This window comes from Streptomyces sp. NPDC052107, assembly GCF_040680215.1.
Classification (GTDB): domain Bacteria; phylum Actinomycetota; class Actinomycetes; order Streptomycetales; family Streptomycetaceae; genus Streptomyces.
In genome coordinates, this window is the sequence record NZ_JBFAWG010000034.1 from 1 (window position 1) to 17,736 (window position 17,736).

16 protein-coding genes are annotated in these 17,736 nt (G+C 71.6%); 9 read left to right on the plus strand and 7 right to left on the minus strand.

All coding sequences use genetic code 11. From position 1 onward, the window contains the following. Positions 1–405: 405 nt before the first annotated feature. A complete protein-coding gene (locus AB0M27_RS28820) occupies positions 406–855 on the plus strand; it encodes a PTS glucose transporter subunit IIA (protein WP_055705222.1) in 450 nt (149 codons plus the stop codon). Positions 856–933: 78 nt separating this feature from the next. Next, positions 934–2,604, plus strand: a complete 1,671-nt coding sequence (gene ptsP, locus AB0M27_RS28825) for a phosphoenolpyruvate--protein phosphotransferase (protein WP_365725648.1) — start codon at positions 934–936, stop codon at positions 2,602–2,604. 117 nt (positions 2,605–2,721) lie between these two features. Here ptsP and AB0M27_RS28830 read toward each other — a convergent pair whose 3' ends face one another. Both AB0M27_RS28830 and AB0M27_RS28835 read right to left on the minus strand, forming a co-directional pair. Then, positions 2,722–3,615, minus strand: a complete 894-nt coding sequence (locus AB0M27_RS28830; RefSeq protein WP_365725650.1) for a hypothetical protein — start codon at positions 3,613–3,615, stop codon at positions 2,722–2,724. Positions 3,616–3,639: 24 nt separating this feature from the next. Further along, positions 3,640–3,900, minus strand: a complete 261-nt coding sequence (locus AB0M27_RS28835) for a hypothetical protein (RefSeq protein WP_365725652.1) — start codon at positions 3,898–3,900, stop codon at positions 3,640–3,642. Between the two features lie 15 nt (positions 3,901–3,915). Here AB0M27_RS28835 and AB0M27_RS28840 point away from each other — a divergent pair, with 15 nt between their 5' ends. Further along, positions 3,916–4,260 carry a hypothetical protein gene (locus AB0M27_RS28840; RefSeq protein WP_365725654.1) on the plus strand — a complete coding sequence of 115 codons (345 nt, stop codon included), beginning with the start codon at positions 3,916–3,918 and terminating at the stop codon, positions 4,258–4,260. An 11-nt stretch (positions 4,261–4,271) separates the two neighbouring features. On the opposite strand, the gene AB0M27_RS28845 is transcribed toward AB0M27_RS28840, so the two are convergent. Beyond that, positions 4,272–6,239: an acetoacetate--CoA ligase gene (locus AB0M27_RS28845; RefSeq protein WP_365725656.1), complete on the minus strand. Its 1,968-nt coding sequence runs from the start codon at positions 6,237–6,239 to the stop codon at positions 4,272–4,274. Between the two features lie 214 nt (positions 6,240–6,453). On the opposite strand from AB0M27_RS28845, the gene AB0M27_RS28850 reads away from it, so the two are divergent. Next, positions 6,454–8,814: a glycoside hydrolase family 31 protein gene (locus AB0M27_RS28850; protein ID WP_365725658.1), complete on the plus strand. Its 2,361-nt coding sequence runs from the start codon at positions 6,454–6,456 to the stop codon at positions 8,812–8,814. A gap of 10 nt (positions 8,815–8,824) precedes the next feature. Here the strand turns inward: AB0M27_RS28850 and AB0M27_RS28855 are convergent, their stop codons facing one another. Both AB0M27_RS28855 and AB0M27_RS28860 read right to left on the minus strand, forming a co-directional pair. Next, on the minus strand, positions 8,825–9,361 hold the full coding sequence (locus AB0M27_RS28855; protein ID WP_365725660.1) for an NUDIX domain-containing protein: 537 nt from the start codon (positions 9,359–9,361) through the stop codon (positions 8,825–8,827). Between the two features lie 46 nt (positions 9,362–9,407). Further along, a complete protein-coding gene (locus AB0M27_RS28860; RefSeq protein WP_365725662.1) occupies positions 9,408–10,217 on the minus strand; it encodes a M15 family metallopeptidase in 810 nt (269 codons plus the stop codon). A 153-nt stretch (positions 10,218–10,370) separates the two neighbouring features. Here AB0M27_RS28860 and AB0M27_RS28865 point away from each other — a divergent pair, with 153 nt between their 5' ends. The 5 genes from AB0M27_RS28865 to glpK all read left to right on the plus strand — a co-directional run bounded on the left by AB0M27_RS28865 (position 10,371) and on the right by glpK (position 16,561). Then, positions 10,371–10,796 carry a zinc ribbon domain-containing protein gene (locus AB0M27_RS28865; protein ID WP_365725664.1) on the plus strand — a complete coding sequence of 142 codons (426 nt, stop codon included), beginning with the start codon at positions 10,371–10,373 and terminating at the stop codon, positions 10,794–10,796. Beyond that, the gene (locus AB0M27_RS28870) at positions 10,793–11,983 is read left to right on the plus strand and encodes a lipid-transfer protein (RefSeq protein WP_365725665.1); all 1,191 of its coding nucleotides are present in this window, start codon (positions 10,793–10,795) and stop codon (positions 11,981–11,983) included. Before AB0M27_RS28865 ends, AB0M27_RS28870 begins: the two co-directional genes overlap by 4 nt. Positions 11,984–12,139: 156 nt before the next feature. Further along, positions 12,140–13,789 (plus strand): GGDEF domain-containing protein, encoded by a 1,650-nt coding sequence (locus AB0M27_RS28875; RefSeq protein WP_365725667.1) that lies wholly within the window; start codon positions 12,140–12,142, stop codon positions 13,787–13,789. Between the two features lie 381 nt (positions 13,790–14,170). After that, positions 14,171–14,920: an MIP/aquaporin family protein gene (locus AB0M27_RS28880; RefSeq protein ID WP_365725669.1), complete on the plus strand. Its 750-nt coding sequence runs from the start codon at positions 14,171–14,173 to the stop codon at positions 14,918–14,920. 135 nt (positions 14,921–15,055) lie between these two features. Then, complete coding sequence (gene glpK / locus AB0M27_RS28885) at positions 15,056–16,561, plus strand: glycerol kinase GlpK (protein ID WP_365725670.1); 1,506 nt, start codon at positions 15,056–15,058, stop codon at positions 16,559–16,561. A 132-nt stretch (positions 16,562–16,693) separates the two neighbouring features. On the opposite strand, the gene AB0M27_RS28890 is transcribed toward glpK, so the two are convergent. Together AB0M27_RS28890 and AB0M27_RS28895 are read right to left on the minus strand one after the other, a co-directional pair. Next, on the minus strand, positions 16,694–17,299 hold the full coding sequence (locus AB0M27_RS28890; protein ID WP_365725672.1) for an ATP/GTP-binding protein: 606 nt from the start codon (positions 17,297–17,299) through the stop codon (positions 16,694–16,696). Positions 17,300–17,339: 40 nt separating this feature from the next. Further along, entirely contained in the window at positions 17,340–17,735 is a 396-nt protein-coding gene (locus AB0M27_RS28895; RefSeq protein WP_365725674.1) for a DUF742 domain-containing protein, read from the minus strand. Between the last annotated feature and the right edge of the window lies 1 nt (position 17,736).

The window sequence follows — 17,736 nt, forward strand, 5'->3', positions numbered from 1 at the left end:
TGATTTTTGGCACGCTGTTGAGTTCTCAAGGAACGGTCGCTTCCTTTGTACTCACCCTCTCGGGCTTTCCTCCGGGCGCTTCCCTTCGGTGTTTCAAACTCTACCAGGGTTTTTCCGTCTCCCTGACCACCGCTCTGCGGACATGCAGAAGCGGATCCAGGGATAGGATCTGACGAGTTTGGGTTCTGCTGAGCAAGGCCGCTCTCGCGGCGCTCCGCCCCAAGCAGGAGTACGACTGTACACGGAGCCTCGAAGGCCGTGCAAATCCACGGGGTTGGTGGTCTAGACCACTAGCTGATAGCTTCCATACGGAACCGCCACTTCATCTGACATACGCTGCTCCCAGCGCCGTCCGGGACAGGCGGTGACGGCCCGTAAGCAGCTCCACTCCCTGGGAGGCCTCCCATGACCACCGTGACGTCCCCGCTCGCTGGACGGGCCATCGGACTGGCCGAAGTGCCGGATCCGGTCTTCTCCGGGGCCATGGTCGGCCCGGGCACCGCGATCGACCCCGTGCGTGAGCCCTCCGAGGCCGTGGCGCCCGTGGACGGCGTCATCGTCTCCCTGCACCCGCACGCATTCGTCGTGGTGGACGAGAGTGGGCACGGCGTGCTCACCCACCTCGGCATCGACACTGTGCAGCTCAACGGCGAGGGCTTCGAGCTGCTCGTGAACAAGGGCGACACCGTGACGCGCGGCCAGGCCATCGTGCGCTGGAACCCCTCCGCGGTCGAGGCCGCCGGCAAGTCCCCGGTCTGCCCCGTCGTCGCCCTCGAAGCCACGGCCGAGTCCCTCTCCGACCTCCGTGACAGCGGAGACGTGAAGGCCGGCGACAGCCTCTTCGCCTGGAACTGACGACAGTGCCGTCGTCGGACCGCGATCAGGACAACCACCGCGGCGGCGGGACCCGCCGCACTATCGGAGACGGGTGAGATGGAGACAACGCTGCGAGGCGTCGGCGTGAGCCATGGCGTGGCCATCGGCGAGGTTCGGCACATGGGTACGGCGGTGCTGGAGCCGCCCGCCAAGCAGATCCCCGCGGAGGAAGCCGAGCGTGAGCAGGGGCGCGCCCGCCAGGCCGTGGACGCCGTGGCCGCCGATCTGATGGCGCGCGGCAATCTGGCGGGGGGCGAGGCCCAGGCCGTGCTCGAGGCGCAGGCCATGATGGCCCAGGACCCCGAGCTGATGGCGGACGTGGACCGGCGGATCGCCGTCGGCAGTACGGCCGAGCGTGCGGTGTACGACGCGTTCGCGGCGTACCGGGAGCTGCTGGCCGGTGCGGGTGAGTACCTCGCCGGTCGCGTGGCCGACCTCGATGATGTGCGGAATCGTATCGTCGCCCGACTGCTGGGCGTTCCGATGCCGGGTGTCCCGGACAGCGACCAGCCCTATGTGCTGGTGGCGCGGGACCTGGCTCCCGCTGACACCGCGCTGCTGGATCCCTCGCTGGTCCTCGGTTTCGTGACCGAGGAGGGAGGACCGACCAGTCACAGCGCGATCCTGGCGCGGGCGCTGGGTGTGCCGGCGGTCGTGGCGCTGCCGGGTGCCGGTGAGCTGGCCGAGGGCACGGTGATCGCCGTGGACGGCAGCACCGGCGACATCTTCGTGAACCCGAGCGAGGAGAAGAAGGCGCAGCTGGAGGCCGCGGCCGCAGAGCGCAAGGCCGCGCTGGCCGCCTCGACCGGGCCGGGTGCGACCGCGGACGGGCACAAGGTACCGCTCCTGGCCAACGTGGGTGGTCCGGCGGACGTGCCGGCCGCCGTGGAGGCCGGGGCCGAGGGTGTCGGTCTGTTCCGTACCGAGTTCCTGTTCCTGGACGACAGCAAGAACGCTCCTTCCGAGGAGAAGCAGGTGGAGGCCTACCGGCAGGTGCTGGAGGCGTTCCCCGAGGGTCGTGTGGTCGTGCGCGTGCTCGACGCCGGCGCCGACAAGCCGCTGGACTTCCTGACTCCGTCCGACGAGCCGAACCCGGCGCTGGGCGTGCGGGGTCTGCGGACGCTGCTGGACCACCCCGAGATCCTGCGCACGCAGCTGACCGCGCTGGCGAAGGCCGCCGAGGGGCTGCCGGTCTATCTCGAGGTCATGGCGCCCATGGTGGCGGACCGTGCGGACGCGAAGGCGTTCGCCGACGCCTGCCGTGAGGCGGGGCTGCGGGCGAAGTTCGGCGCGATGGTGGAGATCCCGTCGGCCGCGCTGCGGGCGCGGTCGATTCTGCAGGAGGTCGAGTTCCTGTCGCTCGGGACCAACGACCTCGCGCAGTACACCTTCGCGGCCGACCGGCAGGTGGGTGCGGTGTCCCGGCTCCAGGACCCGTGGCAGCCGGCGCTGCTCGACCTGGTCACGCTGTCCGCCGAGGCGGCCAAGGCCGAGGGCAAGAGCTGTGGTGTGTGTGGTGAGGCCGCGTCCGACCCGCTGCTGGCCTGTGTGCTGACCGGTCTGGGCGTCACCTCCCTGTCCATGGGCGCGGCGTCGATTCCTTATGTCCGGGCGACGCTGGCGAAGTACACGCTGGCGCAGTGCGAGCGTGCCGCGGCGGCCGCGCGTGCCGCGGACAGCGCCGAGGAGGCGCGCAGCGCGGCTCAGGCAGTGCTCTCCGGCGAGTAGCCGTACCGGCGGCGCGGCGCGTGTGCCGGGTGCAGGGGCGTCCCGCCTTCGGGGGGGCGCCCCTGGTGCGTTCGGCGCGCTTCCGGTCCGGTCAGCGCCTTCGGCGCGGCGGTTCGGTCAGTGCCGGTGGCCGGGTGCCGTGGTCTCGTCCCCGAGGTCGGGGGGTGAGCAGTAGTCGACGCCGGGTTCCGGGGAGATGATGTCGCCGGATTCGACGTCGGTGCAGTAGGCGTCGAACACCTCGGAGGCGGTGAGGGGTTCGAGGCCGCCGGAGCGCAGTCGCCAGCCGTAGACGCGGTCGGCGGTGTCCGGGGCGCTGGCGCGCAGGACGAGTCCGCCGGGGCTCCGGGTCGCGAGGCCGAGTGCGAGGACGCTGGTGAATTCGAGGGCCTCGGCCTCGTCGAGGCGGATTCCGCCGTCGCTGTCCCGGTCGCCGTTCAGGACGGAGACGAGGGTGTCCGGTGGTCCGGAGACGCTGCACACCAGGTGCCGGTCGCCCGGCGGGGCGGTGTCGAGGATGCGGACCAGGAGGTCGGAGGCGCGGGTGAAGGCCGCCCTGCCGATGTCCTCACCGCAGGTGGGACAGGGTCCGAGGCGGGACAGCAGGATGGTGGCGTACTCCCAGGTCGCCTGTCGTACGGCTTCGTCGACGAGGGCGGGTACGAGTGTGGCGAGGGGTCGGCCGTCGTAGGGGATGGTGGGGCCGGTGGACGCCAGTTCCGCGGTGAAGCGGGTCCGGCTGGTCGGGGCTTCCGGGTCGAGGCCGGCTTCCGCGCAGTAGGCGGCGTAGTCCTCGGGGTCGAACAGGGCGAGTGTGGTGTGGGTGCCCTGGGCGGCGCGGGCCTTGAGGACGGCCTCGACCTGCTTCAGGTAGGTCGCGTGGTCGTCGAAGGTGAAGCTGCGGTAGCGCCGCATGGCGCGGAAGTCGTGTACGTCGGTGAGCAGGCCGATGGTGCCGGCGATCTCTCGGCGCAGGACGCGTCGCATGGTCTGGTGGTCGGTGTGCGCCATGTTTCCCCCAAAGTGCGCGGTCGATCAGTGCTCACTCACCGTAACCGGCGACACTGACAACGGGCTTCGCTGGAGGCGGTCGCGGACCAGTCGGTGCTGGAGTGCGCAGGTCAGGGCGATGGTGGCGCCGAAGACGGTCCAGCCGAGGGGGCCGGTGGCGATGGCGGCGGTGACGGCGAGTGGGCCGAGGCCGCGCTGGCCGGACTGGGCGAGGCCGTGCACACCGAGGTAGGCGCCCTGCGCGGTGTCCGGCGCGAGGGCGAGGGAGAGTTCCCAGGAAGTCACCTGCTGCAGGAGACCGTGCTCGGGCTGATGACGGACGAGGGCACGCGCGCGTTGGTGGCACGCGCGCGTGAGACGTACGCGCAGCGGCGCGCGGCGCTGGCCGACGAGCTGGCCGCACGCGGCGTCGCCTCGCACGGTGCGAGCGGGATGAACCTGTGGGTGCCCGTGCGCGACGAGTCGGCGGTGGTGAACGGGCTGCGGTCGTACGGCTGGTGGGTGGCGGCGGGGGCACGGTTCCGCCTGGCCTCCGGGCCGGGGGTGCGGTTCACGGCCGCCGGGCTGGAGCCCGCCGACGCCGTTCGGCTGGCCTCGGACTTCGCCGCTGTGCTGGGCGAGTCCGAGGTCACCTACGGGGGGTGATCCACCCGGGGTCAGGCGCGCTTGCGGGCGATTTCCTCGTAGAAGCCGAGCAAGGAGAGGTCGTCGATGGAGCCCGGATTGACCGCCTTCTCCAGGGGCGTGCCCTGCAGGAGGCGCTTGACGGGCACCTCGATGCGCTTGCCGGTGAGGGTGTGCGGGACGCCCGGTACCTCGATGACCTCGTCGGGTACGTGGCGCGGCGAGAGCTGTTCGCGGATGGTCCGCTTGATCCGGTTCAGGAGCGCCTCGTCGAGGACGGCGCCAGGCGCGAGGTGCACGAACAACGGCATCCAGTAGCCGCCGTCGGGCTGCTCGATGCCGATGACGAGGGACTCCCTGATCTCGGGCAGGCGCTCGACGACCTCGTAGATGTCGGCCGAGCCCATGCGCACGCCCTGCCGGTTGAGGGTGGAGTCGGAGCGGCCGTGGATGATCACGGTGCCCCGTGAGGTGACCGTGATCCAGTCGCCGTGCCGCCAGACGCCGGGATAGGTGTCGAAGTAGCTGTCGTGGTAGCGGCTGCCGTCGGGGTCGTTCCAGAAGTGGATCGGCATGGAGGGCATCGGGTTGGTGACGACCAGCTCGCCGACCTCGCCGATGACGGGCTTGCCGCTCGGGTCCCAGGCCTGCAGGTCGGTGCCGAGACCGGGTGCCTGGAGTTCGCCGGTGTACACCGGGAGGGTCGGTACGCCGCCGGCGAAGCAGGAGCAGACGTCGGTGCCGCCGCTGACGGAGGCGATCCACAGGTCCTCGCGGACCTCGTCGTGCAGCCAGCGGAAGCCGTCGGGCGGCAGCGGCGAGCCGGTGGTGGCGACGCACTTCACCGCGGACAGGTCGTAGTCGCGCGCGGGGTGGACGCCGGCCTTGCGGCAGGCCATGACATAAGCGGCGGAGGTGCCGTAGAGGGTGGCGCCCGTGCGTTCGGCGACCCGCCATTGGGCGCCCGTGTCCGGGTAGCCGGGGCTGCCGTCGTACAGGACGATCGTCGTGCCTGTGAGCAGGCCGGATACGAGGAAGTTCCACATCATCCAGCCGGTCGAGGTGTACCAGAAGAACCGGTCCTCGGGGCCGAGGTCGCAGTGCAGGCCCAGCTGCTTGAGGTGTTCGACCAGGATGCCGCCCTGGGACTGGACGATGGCCTTGGGCAGGCCGGTGGTGCCGGAGGAGTAGAGCACCCACAGCGGGTGGTCGAAGGGGACCTGCTCGAAGACGGGCTCGGTGTCCCCGACCGTCAGCGCCGACCACTCCAGGGCCCCCTCGGGTGCCTCGGTGCCGAGCAGCGGGATGTGCACGACGGCGCGCACGGTGGGCAGCTCGCGGCGCAGTTCGGCGACGATCTCGCGGCGGTCGTGCTCCTTGCCGCCGTAGCGGTAGCCGTCGACGGTGAACAGGACTACGGGTTCGACCTGCTGGAAGCGGTCCAGGACGCTGCGGGCGCCGAAGTCGGGGGCGCAGGAGGTCCAGACGGCCCCGACGGCGGCCGTGGCGAGCAGGGCGACGACGGCCTGCGGGATGTTGGGCAGATAGCCGCTGACGCGGTCGCCGGGGCGGACGCCCAGGGCGCGGAGTTCGGCGGCGAGGGAGCCGACCTGCCGACGCAGCTCGGACCAGGTCACCGGGCGCGGCTCATGGGTCTCGTCGACGTACAGCAGGGCCGGTTCGTCCGCGCGGTCGGCCGCGGCGCGCAGGGCGTGCTCGGCGTAGTTGAGGGTGGCTCCGGGGAACCACTGGGCGCCGGGCATCGCGCGGTCACCGAGCACGCGCGCGTAGGGCGTCGAGAAGCGGACGTCGAACCACTCGGTGACGGCTTCCCAGAACGTCTCCAGGTGGTCGACGGACCACTGGTACAGGGCGGGGTAGCCGCCGTCGGCCGGGGCGCCGTGGTGCTCGGCGGCCCATGCCTGGAACTGGGTGATGCGTGCCTGGGCGATCCGCTCGGGATCGGGCTGCCAGAGCGGCTGGGGGTTCGCGGTCGACATGGGGCGGCTCCCGGGCTGTGCGCGTCGTGTGCGTCGGTCCGCGCACGTGCTGGGGTGTGCGCGTGACGCGGCTGACAGGGACGATGCCATGTGATCGACTTCTACACCAGGGTGCGCCCCACATAGTCGGTGTCGTGAAGATGTGGTCCCGGCACGGGTGAACGGCAGTTGAACGACACGCGCGCGTGGGGTGCTCAATGGCAGGGTGAGCAGCATGGACGGTCGTGACCTGGTGCGTTCGGTGAGTGTGGTCGGTGCGGGATGGGCGGGTCGGGGGTTGCGTACCGTTCGGGCGGCGTGGCGCAGGCGGCGGATCGACGCCGCCGGGCTGCCGCGCCGGGGAGCCGAGCGGGCACGGGTCCCGGGGCAGGTGGAGGACGTGGAGCCGGGGCCGGGCGGCGGGCTGATCCGGTTCGGCCGGTCCGAGCTGCGGATCACCGTCGCGTTGAACGGGGCGGTGTTCTGGGGCTGGGACGGCGCGGGTCCGCAGCCGTCGTACGCGCTCGCGGCGAGCCGTCCGGAGCCGGATCCGCGCGCGGTGCTGGAGCCGGACAAGGACGGTGGCTGGCGGGTGGTCGCCGAGCGGGTGACGGTCACCGTCTCACGGCACGGCGCGGTGGAGGTGTGCACGCCCGGCGGTGTCACCCTGCGACGGGATCTGCCGCCGCGCTGGTGGGAGCCGGTCGGCGGGGGCACGGCGCGCTGGATGCAGCGGTCGGAGGTGGCGGCGGACGCGCGCTTCTTCGGGCTGGGCGGCCGGGCGTCGGGGCCTCGGCTGCGGGACGGCACGTACCGGCTGTGGAACACCGATCCCGGCCGGGCGTTCGGCCCCGGCGACGATCCGCTGTACGTGACCATGCCGGTGCAGCTCGTGGTGGCCGACGCCGGCACGCATCTGGTGTTCCACGACACCACGTGGGACGGCACGGTCGTGCTGCGCGAGGGCGAGGAGGGCGCCGGCTCCGGGCACGACCGGGCGGGACGCTGCGAGCTGCGGATGGACGGCGGTCCGCTGCGCTGCTGGGTGATAGTGGGCACCCCCGCGCGCGTGCTGCACACCTGGGCCTCGCTGACCGGGGCACCCGCGCTGCCGCCGGCATGGGCGCTGGGCCACCAGCACGCGCGGTGGGGCTTCGGCAGCGAACAGGAGGTCCGCCGGATCGTCGCTGGATACCAGGAGCGCGGGCTGCCGCTGGACGCCGTGCATCTGGACATCGACCACTACGACGACCACCAGGTGTTCACCGTCGACCGGGAGCGGTTCCCGAAGCTGCCGCAGCTCGCCGAGGAGCTGCGCCGGGACGGAGTCCGACTGGTGTCGATCGTCGACCCGGCCGTGAAGGCGGCGCCGGGCAACGCCGTGTACGACAGCGGTTCGGCCGTCGACGCGTTCGTGCGGGACGCCTCCGGGCGGACGGTGCGCGGTGTGGTGTGGGCCGGGGAGTCGGTCTATCCGGACTTCACTCACGCGCGCGTGCGCAAGTGGTGGGGCGGACTGTACGAGGAGCGCCTCAGGCAGGGCTTCGCCGGGTTCTGGCACGACATGAACGAGCCGACGTCGTTCAACGCCTTCGGGGAGCTCACCCTGCCGCGGTCGGCCCGGCACGCCCTGGAAGGGCGCGGGGGCGACCATCGGGAGGCGCACAACGTGTACGCGCTCTGCATGGCCCGGGCCGGCTACGAGGGGCTGCGCGAGCTGTCACCCGGGGAGCGGCCCTTCCTGTTCTCCCGATCGGGCTGGGCGGGGATGCAGCGGTACGGGGGCACCTGGTCGGGGGACGTGGCGACCGGCTGGCCCGGGCTGCGGGCCTCGCTGTCGCTGGTGCTGGGGCTCGGCTTGTGCGGGGTGCCGTACTCGGGCCCGGACGTGGGCGGTTTCGACGGCAGTCCGTCGGCGGAGCTGTATCTCAGGTGGTTCCAGCTCGGCGCGTATCTGCCGCTGTTCCGCACCCACGCGAGTCTGCGGGCGGGTCGCCGGGAGCCCTGGGAGTTCGGCGCCGAGGTGCTGGATCACGCGCGCGTGGCGCTGCTCGAACGGCGGCGGCTGCTGCCGTACTTCATGACGCTGGCGCATCTGGCGCGGCGCACCGGCGCGCCCTATGTGCGGCCGCTGTGGTGGGGGGCGCCGGAGGACCGGGCGCTGCGCGACTGCGAGGACACGTTTCTGCTCGGGGATGCTCTGCTGGTGGCTCCGGTGCTGGATCCGGGTGCCGACCGGCGGGCGGTGCAGCTGCCGCGGGGCCGCTGGTACGACACGGTGACGGAGGAGGCGTACGAGGGGCCGGCGCAGGTGCTCGTCGACGCGCCGCTGTCGCGGATACCGGTGTTCGCGCGCGCGGGTGCGGTCGTCCCGGCGCGCGGCGCCGACGGCGGCCTCGAACTGGAGGTGTGGGCGCCCGCGCGTGGCCGGACGGGCGGCGGTCTGGTCGTGCCGGACGCGGGCGGCGCGTGGGACGAGCCGGAGATCGAACGCTACGTCGCCCGCCGGCAGGGCCCTCGGGTGGTCGTCACCCGGGGGCGGGAGGACGGTTCCGCCGAGCCCCCCTACCCGGTGCGGGTGCGGGGGCTCGGCTGAGCCGCGCCGTTCAGACGTACCGGCCCTCGAACCAGGCCCGTACCGCCACGGTGTGCAGCGGGAAGGCGAGTTCCTCGGGCCTGCGCAGCAGCTGCCAGCCCTCGGTCTCGTCCGTCGGGTCGGCGGGCGGGAGCCCTTCCACCGGGCGCTCCGGGAGGAGTCCGAACAGCAGCAGGTGACCGTCGGGCGAGCTCATGGCGTCCATGAGCCGCACGTCCCGGGCGGCCGCGTCGATGCCGGTCTCCTCCTTGAGCTCGCGTACGACGGCCTGCTTCCAGTCCTCCCGGTCGTCGATGTAGCCGCCGGGCAGTGCCGTGCCCCCGCGCGCGGGGGCGACGGTCCGGGTGATGACGACCAGGGCCGTGCCCTTGGTGTCGTACACGGGCTGGAGCGCGATCGCCACCGGCAGCGGATTGCGGTAGGCGACGGCCCCGCAGGACGGGCAGGTGCGCGGCCAGCCGGAAACGCCCTCTCCATAGGGCGCTCCGCAACTCGAACAGTGCGAGTCCGGTGCGGAGTTGTCAGTTGAGTGCTGAGTTTCGGACACGCGCGGACTGTATCCGATCAGAGGAGGGACATCTTCCGCAGGTTGCTCACTGGCCGCCGACGAGCGACTTCGAGGACACGGGGAAGTCGAAATAGGTGTCCGGGTAGGGCTCGGGCTTGTACGTGTAGTGCCACCACTCCTCGGCGAGGTTCACGAATCCGAGGCTCTCCAGGGTGGTCTTGAGCAGCAGGCGGTTGGCGCGCTGTTCACCCTGGACGCGCGGGTCGAGCGTGTGCGCGAGGGTGTCGAAGCAGTCGAATCCGGTGCCCATGTCGACGGAGTTGTCGGGGAAACGCTCATCCTTGGGCGCGTAGCATGGCACGAGCGGCTGCCCGGGGTGGTAGGGCCGGGTCGGCCTCGCGGGGAGCTTCACGATCGTGAGGTCCATGGTCGAGCCGCGGCTGTGGCCGGATTTCTCGGCGATGTAACCGTCCGCGAACAGCCGGGGCTTGTCGACGTTCGGGTAGAACTCGCCCTTCATCGCCTGGTCGTCGAGGTCCTTGGCCCAGCGCACGAAGTGGTTCACGGCCCGCTGCGGCCGGTAGCAGTCGTACACCTTGAGGGTGTAGCCCTCGCGCAGCAGGGTGAGCTGCGCCTTGTGCAGGGCTTCGGCGGCGGGGCGGGTGAGGATGCACATCGGCTGCTCGTAGCCGTCGATGCGCTCTCCGACGAAGTTGTGCGGGGTGAAGTAGCGCATCTCCTGGACGATCGTCGGATCCACGGTCCTCAGGGCCACGAAGTCCTTCGGCGCCTTGGGCTCCGTCGTCGCCCCGGCGGTGGCGGGGGCGGTGGTCACGGCCAGCAGGGCGGCGAAGGTGGTGACGAGACCGCGGACTGCACTGGTGAGTCGTGTCATGTCTCCTGCATCTATCAGGTCCGCGTCGCGGCCGGGAAGCGATCGGATGCGATTCACCCCGACGCCCTGCCCATTTCCGGGTGCCCGTGACACACTCCTGACACATCGTCAGAAACTTGCTGGGGAGGGCCTTTGCCGCACACACCCACACCCGTGATCGACGGATGGTTCGCCGGCGAGGGAGACGGCTTCCGGCTCCTGGGAACCCGCTGCTCGTCCTGCGCCACGGTGTTCTTCCCGCGCGAGGACGTCCACTGCCGCAATCCGCGTTGCGACGGCGGCTCCCTGGAAGAGGTGCCCCTGTCACGGAGCGGGCGCGTCTGGTCGTACACGGACAGCCGATACCGTCCGCCGTCACCCTATGTGAGCGATCCGGAACGTCCGTGGGAGCCGTACGCGTTGATCGCTGTGGAGCTGGAGGCCGAGCGGATCGTGGTGCTGGGACAGGCGGCTCCCGGGGTAACCGTCGCCGATCTGACGGTGGGCATGGAGGTGGAGGTCGTCCCCGGAGTGCTGCACGAGGACGCGGAGACGACCTGGACGACCTGGCACTGGCGGCCGACGGGGGTGAGGGCGTGACGAGGGACGTGGCGGTGCTCGGTGCGGGCATGCACCCATGGGGCAAGTGGGGCCGCTCCTTCGTGGAGTACGGGACGGCGGCGGCCCGCGCGGCGCTCGCGGACGCCGGTGTCGACTGGCGCGATGTCGGCTCGGTCGTGGGCGCCGACACGGTGCGTGGCGGGTATCCCGGATATGTGGCGGGAGCGACCTTCGCCAAGGCCCTGGGCTGGCAGGGGGCCAGGGTCGCCAGTGTGTACGCGGCGTGCGCCTCCGGGGCGCAGGCGATCGCCACGGCCCGGGCACAGATACTCGCCGGGCTCGCGGACGTCGTGCTCGTGGTGGGGGCGGACGCGGCGCCCAAGGGGTTCTTCCGGCCGGCGGGCGGCGACCGGCCGGACGATCCGGACTGGCTGCGCTTCCGGGTCCTGGGAGCGACCAATCCGGCGTACTTCGGGCTGTACGCGCGGCGGCGGATGGCGGTGCACGGGGACACACCGGAGGACTTCGCCCTGGTCAAGGTGAAGAACGCCACTATGGGCGCGCTCAACCCGTACGCCCGCTACCGCAAGCGGGTCACCGCCGAGGAGGTCGCCGCTTCCGCGGTGGTCGCCGATCCGCTGCGGCTGCTCGACATCTGCGCCACCTCCGACGGCGGGGCGGCCCTGGTGCTCTCCAGCATGGAGTTCGCACACCGGCACGGGGTGACCCGGCCGGTGCGGATCCGGGCGGTGTCGACGGTGACCCCGCGCTTCCCGAACACGGTGCTGGACCTGCCGGACATCGCCACGGACTCCGCCGGGGCGGTGGGCGCGCATGACGAGACCTTCCGGGCCTCCATCGCAAGGGCCGCCTACGAGGAGGCCGGCGTCGGTCCCGGCGACCTTTCCCTGGCCGAGGTCTACGACCTGTCCACCGCACTGGAACTGCAGTGGTACGAGGACCTGGGACTGTGCGGGGAGGGAGAGGGCGCGAAGCTCCTCCGGGAGGGCGCGACAGCCCCGGGCGGCCGTATACCCGTCAACGCCAGTGGCGGCCTCGCCTCCTTCGGGGAGGCGGTGCCGGCCCAGGCCATCGCCCAGGTCTGCGAGCTGACCTGGCAGTTGAGAGGCACGGCGGGCGACCGGCAGATCGCCGGCGCGCGCATGGGGATCTCCGCCAACCAGGGGCTCTTCGGGCACGGATCGTCGGTGATCGCGGTGAGGTGACGGCACCGGCGCTCAGGGTGAGGTGGCGGCATGAAAAGGTGGCATACGACACCAGAGGCCACAGATGTTTTCCACGCTGTGTGATCAGCCCGGAATCCTGCGTGAACGTCTCATGAACTGCGCCTGGGCGCACGCGGGCAGCGCCATCATGCTCCCGTGCACTCCTGGACGGATACTCTCCGCTTCGCCTTCCAGCCGGTGGTCAACCTGAGGACGGGCGCGGTCACCGCACTGGAGACGCTCGCCCGCCCGGAGACCGGTGACATCCTGGCCGAGGCCCGCCGAGACCCCGAACTCGACGCCAAACTCACGGTGTTGGCCCTCCGCGCCGCGACGCACAAGGAAACCCTGCTGCCACTGCACCTCAACGTGTTCGCGGCCACCCTCGCCGACCTCGGCGGCCTCACCCCGCTGCACGACGCCGTGCGCGCGGCCGGGCGCCTGCCCTGGGAGGTGACGCTGGACGTGGTCCCGCCCTACACGCACGTGCCGCAGCGGGCCCTGCTGGAGGCCGTGGCCGCGCTGCGCGAGCAGGGCTTCCGGATCAGCGCGGACGGCATCGGGGACGGCGACGTACCGCTCCGGCTGCTCACCGACCTCTCCCCCGACCTGGTCAAACTCGACGCCTCGCTGCTGACCCGGCCCGCCGCGGTGCGGGCGATGCGGACGCTGTGCGAGGAACTGGGTGCCCTGGTCGCTGTGGAGGGCGTGGAGACCGAGCTGCAGTACGCGGCGGCGCTGTCGGCCGGGGCGCAGCTGGGCCAGGGCGAGCTGTTCGCGCCGCCTGCCCGGATCCCCGCCGCGGACGTATACGTTCCGCCCCGCTCCCCCGGCACCGTCGGTGTGCCCCGGTCCGGGCCGTCGGTGCGGGAGTTCGTGCGCCCGGCCGCCGTACTGCCGGTGACCGCCTCGGCGGGGCAGGTGCGGGCGCTGCTGACCGGATCGCCGGACGTGTCCGGTGTGCTGCTGGTGGACCAGGCCGGCCGGCCCGTGCGCTCGGTGCACCGCTCCCGCTTCCTGCTGTCGATGTCCGGCCGCTACGGGCATGCCCTGTACGCCGACCGGCCGGCCTTCAAGCTGGGGGACGCGCCCCGCACGGTCGGCGTCGACGCCACCGCCTGGGAGGTGCTGGACGTCGTCGCGGTCGGTGGCCGGGACCGGACCTCCGACGATGTCGCGGTGGTCGACCGGCACGGCCGGTGGGTGGGCGTCGTACGGCTCGCGGATCTGGTGCGGGCCCTGGCCGAGAGCCGGGTCGAGGAGGCCGCAGGGCTCAATCCGCTGACCCGGCTGCCCGGTTCGGACGCGATCACCAGCGAGGTGGACCGGTGGATCGCGGACGGCCGGACATTCGCGCTCAGCTGGCTGGACATCGACCACTTCAAGCAGGTCAACGACGGTGCAGGGTTCGCCATGGGCGACGAGCTGATCCGGTCGGTCGGGCGAGCGCTGCAGCAGGCGGCCTCGGGGCACGCGCGCGTGGGGCACATCGGCGGGGACGACTTCCTGGTGCTGGCCGAGGAGGAGGCGCTCGACCCGCTGGTCACGGCCTTGCTCGACGCGCCCTGGTCGGCGGGCGACCGGTCGGTCACGCTCTCCCTCGCGACCGTGGTGTGCGTGCCGGGAAGCGTGGGCGACCACCGCCAGGCCGCCGCCCAGCTGGCTCCGCTGAAGCAGGCGGCCAAGGCGCTGCGGGGCGCGAGCTGGGTGCTCGGCCGGGCCGGGCTGCCCGGTCACGAGGTCCGGCGCGGCTCGGGGGCGGCGCCGGCGCAGACGGGATACGCGACCATCGAGCCAGGGTGGTGAACGACCTGCCCGGACACCCCCGTTGAGGCCCGGCAGCGGTGACCTGGGCGGCGAGTGAGTTGCCGGCACGATCACGGCCGGGGATCAGGGCGAGTCGCCGTCACCGTCGCCGTCGGCAACCTTGACGCCCCCGGAACACCGGTGAACACTTCCCGGTGTCAGCCGACATCGCCGTACATTCTCGGCGTTATCAGGCGCACTGCGCCACGGGTCCGTTCTGCTCCACGGCCCGTCCCTCCCTGGCGATACGGCTGCGACGGCACGCTCGGCACGGACGCCGGGCGGGGCGCGGGGCTCCCTGCCTACGGCTGAAGACGCCAACGGAACGTTCCTGCACGGAGGGCCGGGGCTGACGCCCCCACCGGCGCCAAGGGAGCCGCCATGAGCAACGGAGACATCTTCGTCGGCGAGGTCATAGGCACCGCGATCCTGATCCTCTTCGGTGCCGGGGTCTGCGCCGCCGTCACCCTCAGATACTCCAAGGCGCGGGCCTCGGGCTGGGTCGTCATCGCGTTCGGCTGGGGCTTCGGCGTGCTCGCGGGCGCGTACACCGCCGCTCCCCTCTCCGGCGGCCAGCTCAACCCCGCGGTCACCATCGGCATCGCCATCGACACCGGCAAGTGGGGCAAGGTCTGGGTGTATCTGCTGGGCCAGTTCGTCGGCGCGATGCTCGGGGCCGTACTGGCCTATCTGGTCTACCTCGCCCAGTTCCAGGCCAACGTCCGCAAGGAGGGCACGACGGAGGGCACCGCGGACGAACCGGTGCCGACGCTCGGCATCTTCTCGACCGTCCCGGAGATCCAGAACCCGGTCGCCAACCTCATCACCGAGATCATCGCGACCATCGCGCTCGTGCTGCCGATCCTCGCGTTCGGACTGACCAAGGGGCTCGGCGAGTCCGGCACCACCGTACTGATCGTCTCCCTGCTCGTCGTCGGCATCGGGCTCTCCCTCGGCGGGCCCACCGGCTATGCCATCAACCCGGCCCGCGACCTGGGACCGCGGATCGTGCACACCTTCCTGCCGATCCCCAACAAGGGCACGTCCGACTGGGGTTACGCCTGGATACCGGTCATCGGGCCCCTGATCGGCGGGGCACTCGCCGGCGCCGTCTACAACGCGGCCTTCTGATCCCGCGTACGTCACGTCCGGCCCCATACACCTACTCCCGGCCCGTACGCGTGCTCCCCGGCCCCGTACGCCGCCCTCCTCTCCCCCACGCGCCCCTCTGACCAGCGACCCGACCCAGCGACCCAGGGGACTGCCATGACGGACACCGCCGACAGCTACGTCGCCGCCATCGACCAGGGCACCACGTCAAGCCGCTGCATCGTCTTCGACCACAGCGGCGCCATCGTCGCCGTCGACCAGCGCGAGCACCGCCAGATCTTCCCGAAGCCGGGCTGGGTGGAACACGACGCGACCGAGATCTGGTCCAAGGTGCAGGCCGTGGTGGCCGGGGCGCTCGCCAAGGCCGGACTGCGCGCCGACCAGCTGAGCGCGCTCGGCATCACCAACCAGCGGGAGACGACCGTCCTGTGGGACCGCGCCACGGGCAAGCCGGTGCACAACGCGATCGTCTGGCAGGACACGCGCACCGCCGCCCTGTGCAGCGAACTCGGTGGCGCGGACGGCCAGGACCGCTTCCGTGAGCAGACCGGGCTGCCGCTGGCCAGCTACTTCTCCGGGCCCAAGGCGGCCTGGCTGCTGGACCACGTGCCCGGCCTGAGGGAGCGGGCCGAAGGCGGCGAGATCGCCTTCGGCACGATCGACTCCTGGCTGATCTGGAACCTCACCGGCGGTACCGAGGGCGGCCGGCACGTCACCGACGTCACGAACGCCGGCCGCACCATGCTGATGAACCTGGCGACCCTCCAGTGGGATCCCGCCATCCTGTCCGCCATGAACGTGCCCGAAGCGGTGCTGCCCGAGATCAGGTCCTCCGCGGAGGTGTACGGCACGGCGGTCGGGCAGCTCGCCGGGGTGCCCGTGGCCTCCGCGCTGGGCGATCAGCAGGCCGCCGTCTTCGGGCAGGCCTGCTACGACGTGGGCACCGCCAAGAACACCTACGGCACCGGCAGCTTCCTGCTGCTGAACACCGGCACCCGGCCGGTGCCGTCCAAGAGCGGGCTGCTGACGACGATGGGTTACAAGATCGGCGGGGAGGCGCCGGTGTACTGCCTGGAGGGGTCCATAGCGATAACGGGCGCGCTGGTCCAGTGGTTCCGCGACCAGCTCGGGATCATCAGCGGCGCCGACGAGATCGAGACGCTGGCGGGGAGCGTCGAGGACAACGGCGGCGCCTATATCGTGCCCGCTTTTTCCGGCCTGTTCGCGCCGTACTGGCGCTCCGACGCGCGCGGTGTCGTCACCGGCCTCACCCGGTACGTCACGAAGGCCCATCTCGCGCGCGCGGTGCTGGAGGCGACGAGCTGGCAGACCCGGGAGGTCGTGGACGCCATGTACCAGGACTCCGGGGTGCGGATCACCACCCTGAAGGTAGACGGCGGCATGACGAAGAACAACCTGCTCATGCAGCACCAGGCGGATGTGCTCGGCGTCCCGGTCATCCGGCCCCGGGTGTCGGAGACGACCTGCCTGGGCGCCGCCTACGCGGCCGGGCTGGCGACGGGCGTGTGGAACGACCTGGACGAGCTGAAGACGCACTGGCAGCGGGACGCGGAGTGGACACCGGCGATGGAGCCGTCGGTACGCGACCGCGAGTACCGCAACTGGCGCAAGGCCGTGGAGAAGAGCTTCGGCTGGCTGTAGGAGGACGGCGCGTGACGGTGCGCGGCACGCGCGCGTGAGGGCCGGCTCCTCCCGCGGCACGCGCGCGTGAGAGCTCCTCACCGGACCACGGCCCGTACCCCGGTCGGCGGGGGTACGGGCCGTGCCCGTGGGTCAGCCGAGGGCGGCCTGGCGGCGGTCGGCCGCGTGGTCCATCGCGTGCTGGACGACTCCGATGAGCACGTCCTTGACGGACTCCCGGTCACGCGCGTCGCACAGCAGGACGGGTACGCCCTCGTCCAGGTCGAGGGCCTGCCGGACCGCCTCGGCCGGATGACGGGCCGCTCCCTCGAAGCAGTTGACGCCGACGAGGAAGGGGATGTTACGCCGCTCGAAGTAGTCGACGGCGGCGAAGCAGTCCTCGAGACGCCGTGTGTCGGCGAGGACGACGGCGCCGAGCGCACCCTCGGACAGTTCGTCCCACATGAACCAGAACCGTTCCTGCCCAGGCGTGCCGAAGAGGTACAGCACCAGGTCCTCGCGCAGGGTGATACGGCCGAAGTCCATGGCCACGGTGGTGGTGTGCTTGGCCTCCACACCGCTGGTGTCGTCGACCGGGCGGCCGGCCTCGCTGAGCAATTCCTCGGTACGCAGCGGCCTGATCTCGCTGACCGCGCCGACGAGGGTCGTCTTGCCCACACCGAAGCCACCGGCCACCAGGATCTTGAGAGTGACGGGCTCGACCGGGGGCTCGCCACGCTCGGAACGCCCGAGGATCATCGGTTTCTTCTCCTGCTCGAGAGGTCTTGCCGAACCGGGCTCACAGCGCCCTGAGGCCGTTGATCACGTCGCGCAGAATGCTCTCGTCCGGCAGCTCGGCCGGTGGCACCGGGCGCGTGACATGGACGAGTTCCGCGTGCACCAGGTCGCCGATGAGCACCCGCACCACGCCGATCGGCAGGTCGAGGCCGGCGGAGAGTTCGGCGACCGACTGCGGTTCGCCGCGGCAGAGCCCGACGATCTCCACGTGCTCGGGCGACAGCGCCGGATCCGATTCCGGGTCGCCCGCGTGGGGTTCCGTGACGACCACCGCGATCAGATCGAGCCGGTGCTGGGCCGCACTTGTGGTACGGCCACGTGTCATGGCGTACGGACGGACGACCGGTCCGGCCTCGTCGTCGAACCAGTGGTTTCTTTCCTGACCGTCTGCGCTCATG

Bases quoted from the DNA above. Each gene is read 5' to 3' on its own strand.
- AB0M27_RS28820 (WP_055705222.1), top strand. From the start codon at position 406: ATGACCACCGTGACGTCCCCGCTCGCTGGACGGGCCATCGGACTGGCC.
- ptsP (WP_365725648.1), top strand. From the start codon at position 934: ATGGAGACAACGCTGCGAGGCGTCGGCGTGAGCCATGGCGTGGCCATC.
- AB0M27_RS28830 (WP_365725650.1), bottom strand. From the start codon at position 3,615: ATGGCGCACACCGACCACCAGACCATGCGACGCGTCCTGCGCCGAGAG.
- AB0M27_RS28845 (WP_365725656.1), bottom strand. From the start codon at position 6,239: ATGTCGACCGCGAACCCCCAGCCGCTCTGGCAGCCCGATCCCGAGCGG.
- AB0M27_RS28850 (WP_365725658.1), top strand. From the start codon at position 6,454: ATGGACGGTCGTGACCTGGTGCGTTCGGTGAGTGTGGTCGGTGCGGGA.
- AB0M27_RS28860 (WP_365725662.1), bottom strand. From the start codon at position 10,217: ATGACACGACTCACCAGTGCAGTCCGCGGTCTCGTCACCACCTTCGCC.
- AB0M27_RS28880 (WP_365725669.1), top strand. From the start codon at position 14,171: ATGAGCAACGGAGACATCTTCGTCGGCGAGGTCATAGGCACCGCGATC.
- glpK (WP_365725670.1), top strand. From the start codon at position 15,056: ATGACGGACACCGCCGACAGCTACGTCGCCGCCATCGACCAGGGCACC.
- AB0M27_RS28890 (WP_365725672.1), bottom strand. From the start codon at position 17,299: ATGATCCTCGGGCGTTCCGAGCGTGGCGAGCCCCCGGTCGAGCCCGTC.
- AB0M27_RS28895 (WP_365725674.1), bottom strand. From the start codon at position 17,735: ATGAGCGCAGACGGTCAGGAAAGAAACCACTGGTTCGACGACGAGGCC.